13 protein-coding genes are annotated in these 13,907 nt (G+C 25.1%); 2 read left to right on the forward strand and 11 right to left on the reverse strand.

Going from position 1 to position 13,907, the window contains the following annotated elements:
- Window positions 1-314: 314 nt before the first annotated feature.
- Together Q0K52_RS04150 and Q0K52_RS04155 are read right to left on the reverse strand one after the other, a co-directional pair.
- A complete protein-coding gene (locus tag Q0K52_RS04150; protein ID WP_297296772.1) occupies window positions 315-923 on the reverse strand; it encodes a hypothetical protein in 609 nt (202 codons plus the stop codon).
- 5 nt (window positions 924-928) lie between these two features.
- Complete coding sequence (locus tag Q0K52_RS04155; protein ID WP_297296774.1) at window positions 929-2,290, reverse strand: AAA family ATPase; 1,362 nt, start codon at window positions 2,288-2,290, stop codon at window positions 929-931.
- A 180-nt stretch (window positions 2,291-2,470) separates the two neighbouring features.
- Here Q0K52_RS04155 and flgG point away from each other — a divergent pair, with 180 nt between their 5' ends.
- The gene (gene flgG, locus Q0K52_RS04160) at window positions 2,471-3,265 is read left to right on the forward strand and encodes a flagellar basal-body rod protein FlgG (RefSeq protein WP_297296776.1); all 795 of its coding nucleotides are present in this window, start codon (window positions 2,471-2,473) and stop codon (window positions 3,263-3,265) included.
- 33 nt (window positions 3,266-3,298) lie between these two features.
- Here the strand turns inward: flgG and Q0K52_RS04165 are convergent, their stop codons facing one another.
- From Q0K52_RS04165 to Q0K52_RS04175, 3 genes are all read right to left on the reverse strand, one after another.
- The gene (locus Q0K52_RS04165) at window positions 3,299-3,856 is read right to left on the reverse strand and encodes a lytic transglycosylase domain-containing protein (RefSeq protein ID WP_297296778.1); all 558 of its coding nucleotides are present in this window, start codon (window positions 3,854-3,856) and stop codon (window positions 3,299-3,301) included.
- 222 nt (window positions 3,857-4,078) lie between these two features.
- Window positions 4,079-4,918, reverse strand: a complete 840-nt coding sequence (dapF, locus tag Q0K52_RS04170; protein WP_297296780.1) for a diaminopimelate epimerase — start codon at window positions 4,916-4,918, stop codon at window positions 4,079-4,081.
- 546 nt (window positions 4,919-5,464) lie between these two features.
- Window positions 5,465-6,673 carry a hypothetical protein gene (locus Q0K52_RS04175; protein WP_297296782.1) on the reverse strand — a complete coding sequence of 403 codons (1,209 nt, stop codon included), beginning with the start codon at window positions 6,671-6,673 and terminating at the stop codon, window positions 5,465-5,467.
- A gap of 135 nt (window positions 6,674-6,808) precedes the next feature.
- On the opposite strand from Q0K52_RS04175, the gene Q0K52_RS04180 reads away from it, so the two are divergent.
- Entirely contained in the window at window positions 6,809-7,660 is an 852-nt protein-coding gene (locus tag Q0K52_RS04180) for an HAD-IIIA family hydrolase (RefSeq protein ID WP_297296784.1), read from the forward strand.
- 316 nt (window positions 7,661-7,976) lie between these two features.
- Here Q0K52_RS04180 and Q0K52_RS04185 read toward each other — a convergent pair whose 3' ends face one another.
- From Q0K52_RS04185 to Q0K52_RS04210, 6 genes are all read right to left on the reverse strand, one after another.
- Window positions 7,977-8,459: a hypothetical protein gene (locus Q0K52_RS04185; RefSeq protein ID WP_297296786.1), complete on the reverse strand. Its 483-nt coding sequence runs from the start codon at window positions 8,457-8,459 to the stop codon at window positions 7,977-7,979.
- A 136-nt stretch (window positions 8,460-8,595) separates the two neighbouring features.
- The gene (purF, locus tag Q0K52_RS04190) at window positions 8,596-10,011 is read right to left on the reverse strand and encodes an amidophosphoribosyltransferase (protein ID WP_297296788.1); all 1,416 of its coding nucleotides are present in this window, start codon (window positions 10,009-10,011) and stop codon (window positions 8,596-8,598) included.
- 700 nt (window positions 10,012-10,711) lie between these two features.
- Window positions 10,712-11,248: a CbrC family protein gene (locus Q0K52_RS04195; protein WP_297296790.1), complete on the reverse strand. Its 537-nt coding sequence runs from the start codon at window positions 11,246-11,248 to the stop codon at window positions 10,712-10,714.
- A 114-nt stretch (window positions 11,249-11,362) separates the two neighbouring features.
- On the reverse strand, window positions 11,363-12,079 hold the full coding sequence (purC, locus tag Q0K52_RS04200) for a phosphoribosylaminoimidazolesuccinocarboxamide synthase (RefSeq protein WP_297296792.1): 717 nt from the start codon (window positions 12,077-12,079) through the stop codon (window positions 11,363-11,365).
- Window positions 12,080-12,293: 214 nt separating this feature from the next.
- Complete coding sequence (gene purE / locus Q0K52_RS04205) at window positions 12,294-12,782, reverse strand: 5-(carboxyamino)imidazole ribonucleotide mutase (protein ID WP_297296794.1); 489 nt, start codon at window positions 12,780-12,782, stop codon at window positions 12,294-12,296.
- A 16-nt stretch (window positions 12,783-12,798) separates the two neighbouring features.
- A complete protein-coding gene (locus tag Q0K52_RS04210) occupies window positions 12,799-13,899 on the reverse strand; it encodes a hypothetical protein (RefSeq protein WP_297296796.1) in 1,101 nt (366 codons plus the stop codon).
- Window positions 13,900-13,907: the final 8 nt, after the last annotated feature.

Raw genomic sequence — 13,907 nt, forward strand, 5'->3', positions numbered from 1 at the left:
AATTATGATACACCTATGTTATACTTTAAAAAACTAAGGAATACTTAATGCAATATGTCTGGCTCCTGTGCAAAAAATATTTACAATCATTCTGTATTAAAAGTTGATGATAATGTTATATTTAAACTATTTATATATTACCGATTTTATCAAAGTTTCTGCTGACACTTAATACATTCAAAAAGAAAAATTTAAATTCTATAACTCTATATATTTAGGAATATATACTGAAAATTTTTAACTTTGTCATTTTTTTAGTCAACTTTTTCCCGACGCATACGCTACGCAAAAAACGCAAGCATACAAATTTTTAATTAAATAAGAATTTCATTATTATCAGTTATATCGCATTTTATTATATCTAATATTTCAGAATTAAAAGGATATATTTTTAAAAGTACATTATTAATTATCTTATTTTTAGCAAATAAACGTCTTTCATTTATTTTATCTTTCTTCTTATTTGTACTGTTATTTTGTTTGGAATTATTATCAGAATTAATATTATTTTTATATACTAAATAAAACTTTATATTTTCTATATCATTAGAATAAGCAAGAAAAATTGCTCTTATTCTCAAATATGCCCCTAAAAACTGCTGATGAATCCATTTCAAGTCATCATCATGAATATCATTTTTTAATTCTATTATATGCAAATCAAATTTATCATTGTTATTTTTATTTATAATCACAGCATCAGCACATTTATTCATTCTTAAATGGTTAAATTTTTTATCGCCTTCTATATCCAAACTGCAAATAGATTCAGAACTTAATTTTACACGGCATTCCATTTCTGAATTTTTATCTTTTATAGTAAAAATATCTTTTATTACATCAATTTTACACATAGTATTATCAAATAAATATTTTTTATGATCTATAAAAGCAGAATTATAAAGTTTATTAAAATCGTCCATAATCATTAATCTTCATTTATTGCATCATATTCTATAGAGGCATTATTTATGTATTTATGAAATGTTTCTATATAAAATCCTGTTTCTCTATCACCTTTCAATTCTTTTATGGTTGTAATATCATTGTCATCAGTATCAAATTGATATATTCTAATTTTATCTATGTCTATGGTGTCATTTTCAGTATATGAATACTCTTTTAATATTTGATTCTTTTTATCCTCATCTTTCATGCTATGAAGAACAGCCATATTATTTATATGTTCTAATATAGTGTCGCTATGAGTTGATATTATTATATTTCTTCTTTTATTAATTAGATTTATTAATACACGAGCTAATTGTTTCTGCAATTTCAAATGCAATGATAATTCAGGCTCCTCTATGAATAAATCGCCTAAAATAGGATAATATTTTAAAAGTAAATATAATGGAGCAACTTCTGTAATAACAGCCGAGCATAAATGCATAGGTACTTTCAAATCTCTATTATTTGGCTGATAATACATAGCATTTGTTTCTCTATTAAGATTTATTTTACCTTTTAGTATGTTATTTTCAAATATTTCTATTATATCTTTATAATTATCATTTTCTCTAAAATTATAAGATAAATCTATTAAACTATTAATAAAATCTATAATAGGTTTTTGAAATATAGTTTTTTCTTTTTTATCTTTAATACTAAATTGATGCATATTTGATATTTTTGATAATTCTTTATATGTTAATAAAAAACCAGTTCTTGATGTAGGTAAAAATTTTAAATCATAGAAAGTATTTTGTAATATATTACTAATAATATTTTTAATTAGGAATATATAATCAATATTTTCATATTTAAAACCAGTCATAAAATCATTTTTTTTGTTAATAGCTACATAATTTTGAATAATTAGAACATCAAATAAACAATTTGAATAATCAAAATATATACTTTCTAAATTTATTACATTATCCTCATCATTAAAAATAATTTGTAAAATTTCTGTTTTATATTTATTTAATAATTGATTTAGAAAATTATAAAATATATTAAGCTCATTTTTTGACAGTAAATGTTTATTATCAGAATCTGAAAAAAAATTCAATATATTTTTACCATGATTTATATTCTCATTTATTTTTATATATTTAGTAACTATATTTTGCATTTCTTTATATTCTTCCAAGCTGTAAATAAATTCTTTATCCTGAAAGATAATATTTACAATATCATCACTATATTTCATCAAGCCATATATCAATGTCATCAAATAGCTTTTTCCGCTGTTATTATCACCTATAAACAATATAAGATTAGAAAGTTCTATTTCTGCCTCTTTAATCTTACTGAAATTCTTAATTATTAGCTTGGAATATGACATTTTCAAAATACCTTTTTTAGTTTACATTATTTTATAATAGAATTTTATCTTTAACAAGTGTTTAATATTAAAACAATATTTCATAACTTAACATAATATTTTTTATTTAAAATTATAAAGCAAATTTGTAATTTACCGAACATATAATATCAAATAATTTTAAATTATGGAGTTTATTATATGGTACGTTCTTTATGGACTGCTGCAAGCGGTATGAACGGTATGCAATTTAAAACTGATACCATTGCTAATAACCTTGCAAATGTTAATACTATAGGATATAAAAAAGTTAGAGCCGATTTCGAGGATTTAATATATCAAAATTTAAAAATACAAGGAACTCCTGCTACAGAAGATACTGTAACTCCTGTAGGTCTTCAAACTGGTTTGGGTGTAAAAAGTGCTGCTACTCAAAAAATGTTTGATCAAGGTTCTTTACAGGCAACAGGAAATAAACTTGATTTAGCATTAGAAGGAGAAGGTTTCTTCCAAGTATTAATGCCTGATGGAAGCGTTGCTTATACTAGAGATGGTTCATTCAAAATTGATGCTAATGGTCAAATGGTTACTTCTAATGGATACAGATTAGTTCCTGAAATAGTATTCCCTGAAAATTTCTTAGTAGAACAAATCAGCATATCTAGAGAAGGTGCTGTTTCTGTAAAAATAGGCGATGAAAATGATCCTGTTGAAATAGGTCAAATCACTTTGCATAGATTTATCAATCAGCCTGGTCTTTTATCTATAGGTGATAACTTATATAAAGAAACTATAGCAAGCGGTCCTGCTTTTGAAGGCGAACCAGGTGCTAATGGATTCCCAAGAATCCACCAAGGTTTCGTTGAAATGTCAAACGTTAAAGTTGTTGATGAAATGGTTGATATGATAGTGGCTCAAAGAGCTTATGAAATGAACTCTAAAGCAGTACAAACAAGTGATAACTTACTTGCTACTGTTGTCAATTTGAAAAGATAAAACATAATTAGTAAAAATATTTAAAGAGGTCTTTTAAAAGGCCTCTTTTCTATATATATTGCCGTAAGAACTATCTTCTTTTACATAAAGACTAACCATAGTAGTATATTCATATTTTATACTTTCAGCATAAGATTCGCCGTATTCATCATAATTGTTTCCGGCATTATAATATCTAAGTGTTTTTACAATATTGCCTTCAAATCTAGTTAAAAGTTTTCTTATAAATATTACACCTAATATAATATTGTCTCTTGGATTATATCTATTTAAAGTAGGATCAACATCTTCATTAGCAATTGGAGTTATTTGACAATATCCATAAGCATTTTTTTTAGATAAAGCTGTTGGAATAAAACTGCTTTCAACTTTTATTAATGCCACCATTAAAAGCGGATCAACATCATAATTGCTGCAAACATCAAATACATCTTTTATGAACCAGAAATCTTGATTGTAGTGATTGGCAACATCTTTAATTAAATTTACCCAATCATTAGATGGAAAAGAATAATCATTAATATTAAAATTATGTGTCTCCAAATTAAGATGGCACAAAAATAGAACTAATACTATAACTGTTCTTTTCATATCCCCCTCTTATTTTGTGATTCTCATTTCTTAGTATAAACTACTTAATAATAAAATCAACCTATTTTAAAATTAACATTTTTTTTAAAAAAGTTATAATATAATTATATTTTTTATACTATTTTTACATCATATTTACATAAAGAAATATTTAATTTTCATATTTTTACAATTACATATATTTTATTTTCTAATAGTGGAATATTTTGTAAATTTTTTATATCATATTTTAACGGTTCCATTAAAGCAATATCTAGCTTCACCTTTCATAAATACAGTATCATTTTCATATCTTAATACTAAATCACCTCCAAGAAGATGATTAAGTATGATATTATCTGTTCTTCCGCTAATAAAACCAGCAACACACACAGCAGATGCACCAGTTCCGCATGCTAGAGTTTCTCCGCTTCCTCTTTCCCAAGTTCTTTGCTTAACCTCTCCACTATTAATAATTTCAACAAATTCTACATTAGTTCTATTTGGGAATATACTGTTATTTTCTATATAGCTTCCTATTTTACTAATATCAATATCATCAATACTATCAACAAATATTACACAATGAGGATTACCCATAGATACACAAGTAAAATAATATGTTTTTCCATTAATATTTATAGGTTCATCAATTATTCTTTCTTTATTTATTGTAGTTGGAATTTTTAATCCTTCTAATATAGGACTGTCCATATTTATTTCAACACTGTCAACTTCATCATTTTTTATAAATAATTTAGCTTCTAATATGCCTCTTAAAGTTTTTATTTTCATTGGGTTATTTCTGCTTATATTATTATCATAGGCATATTTAGCTACGCATCTTATACCATTTCCGCACATTTCACTTTCAGAACCATCATAATTAAACATTCTCATTTGAACATCAGCAATATTGCTAGGCATTATAAGTATAATTCCATCAGCTCCTATAGAATAATGTCTGTTGCTTAAAATTGGTGCATAAGTAACAGCATCATCTACAGTAAATTGTTCTTTAAAACAATCAACATAAATATAATCATTTCCTATACCATGCATTTTTGTAAAATTTAAGATCATAATAAACCCCTAAACAATTTTTTAAATATACTTTATTAAATTTATAATTTCTTTAATATTATACAATTCAATCATATAACAATTTTTAAAATATACAATTATATAAAGAAAAAATTATATAGTATTATTAACTTTATAATACTATAAATTAAACAAGCTATAGTATATACCTAAATAACTATATTTTGTCAATTTTTTTGTTGTTCTTTTTCCCGCCGCACGCCATACCTAAAAGGCACTCCCTACGGTCGCAGGCGGACAGCGTCAAAGAACCAAAAAGTGCAAGTATAAAATTAGTACTAAATCATACTAAAATTGTATTATATGTAATATAATTTATTAAATTAAAGCCCAAATGTAGCCTTTCGCGAAGCGTATCCGAGTTTATCGAGGATATAGGTTCTTTGTGTCAATACCACAGGCACTCCTTTCAGTCGCAAAAGAACTGGGGGTGTTACGAAGTACGCAGAGCGGTGGGCTAGTCCCCACAAATAACCTAAATTTAAAATTGTATTTTTTGACAAACTCTAAAATTTTTGGTATATATCAATTAATATAAATAATAGGAAGTACAAAACATACTACAAAAGAAAATAATAAATAAACATAAATGAATATCATCGGTTTATTATTTATAACAATATCAAATGTACCGGTTGTTTCTCTATTTTTAAATGACATCATAAATGAAACAATAGTACTCGCTGAAATAAATATTAAATGAATAAGAAAAATTATATTTAATATAATCAAAGTTAATTTAGTAGGTGTAAGTCCAAAGTTAACTATTCTATATATTGTAGCTGTTATAGTCAATAAATCAAAAATCATTGCAAATAATGGCACTATCAAATACATTGCCTTTATAAATATATTTGATTTTTTATCCATTCTTGTAAACAATAAATTAATTATAGTAAAAGCTAGTATACAATTATATAAAACATATACAACTCTATTATTATAAGGTCTTGATTCATAAGGAAGCATTAAGAATAACATTATAAACATACAAAATAAAGTAATTACCAAAAAAGCCCTAGAAACATACATAGATATTACAGATTTTGTTTTGCAGTATATATAATAAGCTAAAAATGGAATAAACCCATATATAAATATTGTAAAACATATAACTAATTTTGCTATTATAAAACCAATATCTGTGCTTGACTCAAATAAAGCTGTAATAGAAAAACCTACAATAATAAGTAAATAAGTTAGTATTGTTAATACAGTACTGCTTGCTGTATTAATTATCACAAACCACAAAAATGTATCTCCAAAAACTGTAAAAAAATCTGAAATTTTATCAGTATTTACAGCATCAAAAGAATTATATGAAAGCATTACTATAATAAAAAATATTATAGTAAAAAATACACTTCTATTGAATAATATCTGAAAATCAGCAGTGCCTATAGGAGGCATGTAAATATAATTAAAAGAAATATTTGAAAATACTGCTATAATACTTACAAGCAAAAAAGATAAAAATGTCATTAAAATAACTTTTCTATTAAAAGGAATCAAATGAAAAAGTACTGTAAAACAAAATAAATAAAAACTAACAAATAAATGACTATTCAAAAATATTGGGAATATATAGCTTGTATCTATATTTTTTAAACTGAATATATAAATGCAGGTTGGTATTGTTGATAATGCAAATACAAGTAAATATTTTAATGCTTTTATAAATTTATTATAATCATTATTTAAAGTATTATTCCTATTAATTAAAGTATTTTCCATTATATTCCTCCATAATTCGAGTAATAATATATAACATAAATAAAAAAAATCAATTATTAATAATATTCTCTTTATTAATTGATAAAAATTTTGTTTTATATTAAACTTAAAGAATTATTGTAGGAAGTTAATATTATGAACAAAGATATAGAAAATTACTTTTTAAACTTTTCAAAAAAAATCGAAAATAATGCTGTTTTAATTGCACTTGATTTTGATACTGATTCAAAAATAAAAAATAAATTATATACAATAGACAAAAATTATAAAATAATTAAAAACGATATAGAAAATATATTATCAGGATATTCATTTAATAATAATTTTCTAATACATAATAATAAGATATATAAAAATAATGAAATAAACGAAAATATAGAATATATAAATAATTTAATAGAAAATGCATTCAAGGAAAATATATTATACGGTATTCCTGCATATTTTGCAGATGAAAATAAAAAAGCTACTAAAGCATTATTTTTAGATAGAGATGGCGTATTAATAGAAGATGTCGGATATATAGGAACAGTTGACAGAGTAAAAATCAAAAAAGAATTTATAGATGTAGTAAAAGAAGCAAATAAAAAAGGATACATCACAATAGTAACAACAAATCAAGCTGGTATATCATACGATTATTATAGCAATGAAGATGTGCATAATGTTCATAATTATATATACGAAGAATATAAAAAACATGATGCTGTTATAGATGATTTTTATTATTGCCCTTATCATATAAAAGGTCATGTTGAGCCTTACAATATATTATCAGTACTAAGAAAACCTGAAGCAGGAATGCATTTACTTGCATCGAAAAAATATAATATAGATTTATTTAATTCTTTTATGATAGGTGATAGGGATACTGATATTGTAAAAATTCCCTATCTTAAAACTTTATTAATAGAAACTGATGTTTATGAAATAGAAAGCAAGGAAAATATTGTACAAATAAATGATATATGTAACTTATTAATTTAAAAATTAATTATATACCTAAACAATTATATTTTGTCAAAAATAAATTTATATTTTTGTTTTTATATCTGGGGCTTTGCCCCATACCCCAGTTCTTTTATTGGTATAAAAGAACCTATATCCTCGACAGGCTCGGATACGCTTCGCGAAGAACTGCATTTTTAACCTAAAATCAGGGTATTATACCATATTTGATACATATTCTTAAAATATAAAGTTATAGCAATTGCGTTTTTTGCTACTTTTTTGTGCGGCAAAAAAGTAGATAACATTTATATAAAGTGCATCAGTTGACAAAGTTAAAAATTTTCAGTATATATTAATTTTCTGCTTTTTTTATTTCTGTGATTTTTACTTCTTTTACTTTTTCGCCTGCAGTTTTCTTTAATGTAATTTTTTCTCTGTCTTTCTCAGCAATATAATAATCATTTCTTAATTTTAATACTATATCTTTAGCACCATTAATACCGTCATTTTGTTTATAGGCATAAATAAGCATTTGTATTAATGATATAGTAGAAGGAAGCCCTATATATATGATAGCTATACCAGCAGAAGGAATTGTAGCTATAGAAGAAGCAATCAAGGCTTTATCCTTTCCCAATTTTTTAGAAGATATTATAGCTGTAGCTGCAACTATAACTCCCCCAATAAGAACACCCCAAGCAATTTTACCAGTATTTTTGATATTAGAAACTTTACTTCCGAGCTTATGATCTACATAAATAACATCATCATCAGATATTATACTATCCACTAATTCTTCTTCATTCATGCATATTTTATAAGAAACTTCTTTCATAATAATTTCTAACCCCGTTTTATTGTATTTGTTTATATGATAAATTTATTGATGATAAAAGTCAATTATAATTTTTTTTATAAAAACTAAAAAAGGACTTTATATAAATAAAGCCCTTTTTATATTTTATTATTAATTAACAAGTTTTATTTGATAATGCTCTTTGAGGTATATCGGTAGGATATAAGCCATTAAAACAGCCTATACAATAATTTTTATTTCCTAAAGCACTAAGCATGTCTTCTATAGTAAGATATTCTAATGTATCAGCATTAATTTCTTTTCTAATTTCTTCAACAGAAAGCTTAGCACCAATAAGCTCTTTTTTTGAAGATATATCAACACCATAATAGCAAGGACTTTTAATAACAGGAGAAGCAGATCTAAAATGTACTTCTTTAGCTCCGGCACGTCTTACAATATCTATTAATATCTTACTTGTAGTTCCTCTTACTAAAGAGTCATCTATTAATATAACCCTTTTACCGTCTATTAAGTGTTTTAAAGGATTGAATTTAAGTTTTACAGTTTCTTCTCTAGTAGACTGTTCAGGCATAATAAAAGTTCTTCCAATATATCTGTTCTTTACCAAACCAATACTATAAGGAATACCGCTTTCTTTTGCAAAACCTAATGCAGCTATAGTACCAGAGTCTTGAACGCCTATAACTATATCAGCATCAACTTTATTTTGTTTTGCTAATAAAACCCCAGTTTGGAATCTTACATTATAAACGTTTATGCCGTCAATATTACTTTCAGGACGAGCAAAATATATATGTTCAAAAGCACAAGGATAATGCTTAACTTCATTTTTAGAATATTTGAAAGATTTTACACCTTCATCATCTATTATAACCATTTCACCGGCTTCAATATCTCTTATAAATTTAGCACCAACTGCATCTAAAGCACAAGATTCAGAAGCTAAACAATAATCGCCATTATCATTCATACCTAAACATAAAGGTCTTATACCATAAGGGTCTCTTATACCTATAAGCTTTCCGTCTACAACTATGACAAGAGCAAAAGCACCTTTTATAATATTAACGCATTCTTTAATACCTTCTATAAAGTTACTAACTGTTTTTCTAGCTATAAGCTTAATAATAACTTCTGTATCTGAAGTGGCATTAAATGTTGCTCCGCCTTCTTCAAGTTCATATCTTAATTCTTCAGCATTAGTTAAATTACCATTATGTGCTATAGCAATTTGACCTAATCTGAAAAGGTTTTCAAGAGGCTGAGCATTCTCTATTTTACTAGCTCCTGTAGTAGAATACCTTACATGTCCTATAGCTATATTTCCTTCAGTATCTTTTGGTATATTACTTGAAAATAAATCGGATACAAGTCCCATAGATTTATAAGTAAATAAATGTTTGTAATTAGATACTGTAATACCTGCACTTTCCTGACCTCTATGCTGTAAGGAATAAAGTGCATAATTCAAAGTTTTTAATATATCCTTCTTTATTTCTTTAGAATAAATACCAAAAACTCCGCATTCCTCTCTAGGTTTATCATTAAATTCCATATTATTATTCATATATTATTATAACCAACTTTATTTTTAGATTTTTGATGTATCAATATTATAGTTAATCGTATTTTTATACAATATATTTATTAAATATTTTTTTATTATTGTTAAACTCGCCTAGACTAAAAGGCCAGAGTTGTCACTCGGCGTCTAGGCTCGTTGTCGCATATATAAGATTTCAGATAAAACTCTCATCTGCTTCGGCTCACTTATTTTATTGCTATGTTCTTTATTATTGTTAAACTTGCCTAGACTAAAAGGCCCGAGTGGAAACTCGGCGTCTAGGCTTGTTGGCGCAAATATTAGATGCCAGCTAAAGCTGTCATATGCTTCGGATAACTTATTTATTAAGTATATACCTAAACAACTATATTTTGTCAAAATAATTTTTTAAATTTAAAATATTTGCGGGGCTTTGCCCACCGCTCTGCGTACTTCGTAACACCCCAGTTCTTTTATTGGTATAAAAGAACCTATATCCTCGACAGGCTCGGATACGCTTCGCGAACAACTGCATTTTTAATCCAAATTTAGGATATATCCTATATTTAATAGGCATGTTTTGTAATATAAAGTTATAGCAATTGCGTTTTTTGCAACTTTGACGAAGTCCGCAGAGCGTGTGCGGTAAAAAAGTTGATAATATCTATATAAAGTGCATCGGTTGACAAACTTAAAAATTCTTAGTATATACAAAAATATAAAATCAATCGCAGTCTGTATGCAAAATTAATTGTCCGCATTTCAAACATTCAAATAAATATCCTTGGAAACTTCCTCCTATTTCTAAATCTTCAATATATTCTCTCACAGAATCTTCATCATTATCAGAGGATATAATTATTTTATCTAATAAATTTCTTTCTTTTAATTCTTTATAGCCAACATAAGAAATAAATTTACAAAAATCATCACAATGGTTTGGATAATATGGCTGCTGCCAAGCTGAATATTCAGGTGTTCTTTTTGTAAGTTCCTCAATTTTTTCATCTCTATTTTCAATAATACTATCACTGTCAAAAGGTTCATCAATAAAATCACAATCAAATTTTTCAGCTGCCTTTCCATTTGCTATGCATTCGAGGCATAATGGTGTTATTTCATCTTCACAATGCGGAATAGTATAATAAACCAAATCTGTTTCATTTTCACAGCATTTGCATAATACTTTATTATCTTCCTTTACAAAAAAATTTTTAACAATATTATCATCAACATATTTAAATTTAGCTATATCAGACATTGAATACTCTCCTTATAATTTCTGCTATTATAAAATTTCTGCTATAAAATATAAAAGACTTTGCAAAATATAAAAAATATTAAGCAAAGTCTTCAAATTCTTTTTTATTTAGTATTATAGATTATTAAGTCTATTTAAAACTTCTATATAAGCTTCTTCAATAGAACCTAAATCTCTTCTAAATCTATCTTTATCTAATTTTTTACCAGTTTCTTTATCCCAGAATCTGCAAGTATCCGGAGTAATTTCATCAGCTAAAAGTATTTCACCTTTTGAGTTCTTACCGAATTCTACTTTGAAATCAACTAAAGTGATGCCTATTTTGTCCAAAGCTTCTTTTAATAAATTATTAACTTTAGAAGTAACTTCATAAATATATTTTAATTCATCATAAGTAGCAAGCTTTAAAGCAACTGCATGGTGATCATTGATTAAAGGATCGCCGTATTCATCATTTTTATAACAAATTTCAAATATAGTGTTAGGAGGAACTGTACCTTCTTCTATTCCAAGTCTTTTAGCCATAGAACCAGCTATTAAGTTTCTAACAATTACTTCTAATGGGAAAATTTTTACTTTTTGACAAAGCTGTTCTCTGTCGCTTAATTTTTCTATAAAGTGAGTTTTGATTCCATTTTTTTCAAGCATTTTAAAAAGTAATGAAGTAATTTCATTATTCATAACACCTTTATCTTTAATAGAACCTTTTTTCTCTCCATTAAAAGCTGTAGCATCATCTTTATAATACACAATTATTTCATCTGCATTATCAGTAGCGTAAACCTTTTTTGCTTTACCCTCATAAAGCATTTCTTTCTTTTCTTTAGACATATTCTAACTCCTGTTATTATAAAACTAATTTACAAATTATAAACTAATTTATTTTTGTTATGCTATTATATATCTTTTTTAATTATTTTACTATATTTATAAATAATAAAAAACTTAGAATAATCAAAATTGAAAAACATATTTTATTAATATATAAACAATAAATAAAAATGATATAAAATTATTTACTGACTTTTTAATATAAAAAATAATATTAAATATCAAACTCTATAGGCTTATCATTATCAGCAATAAAGTCTTCTTTCATTTTTTGTCTATATATAATTAACTTATTTTTAATATCTTCGTACTTTAAAGCAAGCATTTCCACAGCAAGCATACCAGCATTATAAGAATTATTAATACCAACAGTAGCAACAGTTATAGGTTTTGGCATTTGAACTATAGATAAAAGAGCGTCCATTCCGTCAAGATTGCTCGCACTAATAGGAACACCAATAACAGGAAGTATTGTTTTTGAAGCTATTACTCCAGGTAAATGAGCAGCAAGTCCAGCACCTGCTATTATCACTTCATAGCCGTTTTCTTCAATATGCTTAATAGTTTTTTCAAGATGTTCTGGTACTCTATGAGCTGAAAGTACAAATGCTTTATATTCTATTCCAAATTCTTTTAAACAAGAAGCAGCACCTTTCATTTTTTCAGTATCAGATCTGCTTCCAAATATTATAGCAACTTTCATATTTTCTCCTTATTTTTTATTGATTAATTATAAATATAATATCCGAATATGTTGTGTATTTTTTATTTTTATAAATAAAATCAATTCTTAATTTATCTAAATTATTAGGATTAAAATTATTTATATATTTTTTAATTGGCTTTTCTAATAATTCTATATTTCTTTTTAATTTCCATGAATTATATATATCATTAACATCAATTACTATAATAAATATTCTATTTTCACAACCAAACCGCATATCCCCTTGATTTTCATATAAATATTTTATTAACGGCTTGTAATTAATTATTGTATTATTTATTATTTTTATTTGCTCATTTTGAAAATTTTCTAATTCTAATTTAGCTTCTTTATTTTTTATTAACTTTAATCTTTCTAAAATTTCATATTGTAAATTTTTATCATCATTATTATCATATGATATATTAAATTTTTTTGCTATATTTTTTAAAGTACTAATTTCTGATTTTAAATTACTATCTTTTCTCATTTTCTCCATATAACCTTTGGGAAAAATAGTAACTTTTAAATCAAAAGGAATATCTTTTATAAAAAAATCTACATTTTTTATATTACCAATAGCAGGTACAACAAAATTTTGCTTTTTAAAAATATTTTCAATAAGTACAGATGACCAATAATTATACCAACTGCTAACTATATAACCTAGTACTGAATTTTGAATATCTTTTTCTATATTATTAGAAATAACGTTATATGGTATTATATTTGTTGTTTTTACATACTTAGTTACAAAATACTTATCTAAAGAATTACTATAATCACCACCCCATTCAAAAAATTTCATTTTATATAATTCTTTTTCTATATTTTTTATATCTATTAAATTATCATTAAATTTTAAAATACAATATTCATCAATCATATCTATTGATTTAATAACATCTAAAGATAAAATTGTATATAATTCTTCAAAATTATCTTCAAGTTTAGTTGTCTGTAATGTTATGCTATTTCTAATTAAAAAATCTTTTATTATATCTTTTCTTAAAATAGATTTTATTTTAAGCCATAAAATACCATATTCATTTGATGAAAATAATAAAAGGTCATTATTGGAGTATTTTAATTTTAATTCATTAAAAGTCATCATATTATATT

Source organism: uncultured Brachyspira sp. (assembly GCF_944390845.1).
Classification (GTDB): Bacteria; Spirochaetota; Brachyspiria; order Brachyspirales; family Brachyspiraceae; genus Brachyspira; species Brachyspira pulli.

Bases quoted from the DNA above. Each gene is read 5' to 3' on its own strand.
- flgG (WP_297296776.1), top strand. From the start codon at position 2,471: ATGGTACGTTCTTTATGGACTGCTGCAAGCGGTATGAACGGTATGCAA.
- purF (WP_297296788.1), bottom strand. From the start codon at position 10,011: ATGAATAATAATATGGAATTTAATGATAAACCTAGAGAGGAATGCGGA.
- purC (WP_297296792.1), bottom strand. From the start codon at position 12,079: ATGTCTAAAGAAAAGAAAGAAATGCTTTATGAGGGTAAAGCAAAAAAG.
- Q0K52_RS04185 (WP_297296786.1), bottom strand. From the start codon at position 8,459: ATGAAAGAAGTTTCTTATAAAATATGCATGAATGAAGAAGAATTAGTG.
- Q0K52_RS04175 (WP_297296782.1), bottom strand. From the start codon at position 6,673: ATGGAAAATACTTTAATTAATAGGAATAATACTTTAAATAATGATTAT.
- Q0K52_RS04150 (WP_297296772.1), bottom strand. From the start codon at position 923: ATGGACGATTTTAATAAACTTTATAATTCTGCTTTTATAGATCATAAA.
- Q0K52_RS04155 (WP_297296774.1), bottom strand. From the start codon at position 2,290: ATGTCATATTCCAAGCTAATAATTAAGAATTTCAGTAAGATTAAAGAG.
- Q0K52_RS04165 (WP_297296778.1), bottom strand. From the start codon at position 3,856: ATGAAAAGAACAGTTATAGTATTAGTTCTATTTTTGTGCCATCTTAAT.
- dapF (WP_297296780.1), bottom strand. From the start codon at position 4,918: ATGATCTTAAATTTTACAAAAATGCATGGTATAGGAAATGATTATATT.
- Q0K52_RS04210 (WP_297296796.1), bottom strand. From the start codon at position 13,899: ATGATGACTTTTAATGAATTAAAATTAAAATACTCCAATAATGACCTT.
- Q0K52_RS04195 (WP_297296790.1), bottom strand. From the start codon at position 11,248: ATGTCTGATATAGCTAAATTTAAATATGTTGATGATAATATTGTTAAA.
- Q0K52_RS04180 (WP_297296784.1), top strand. From the start codon at position 6,809: ATGAACAAAGATATAGAAAATTACTTTTTAAACTTTTCAAAAAAAATC.
- purE (WP_297296794.1), bottom strand. From the start codon at position 12,782: ATGAAAGTTGCTATAATATTTGGAAGCAGATCTGATACTGAAAAAATG.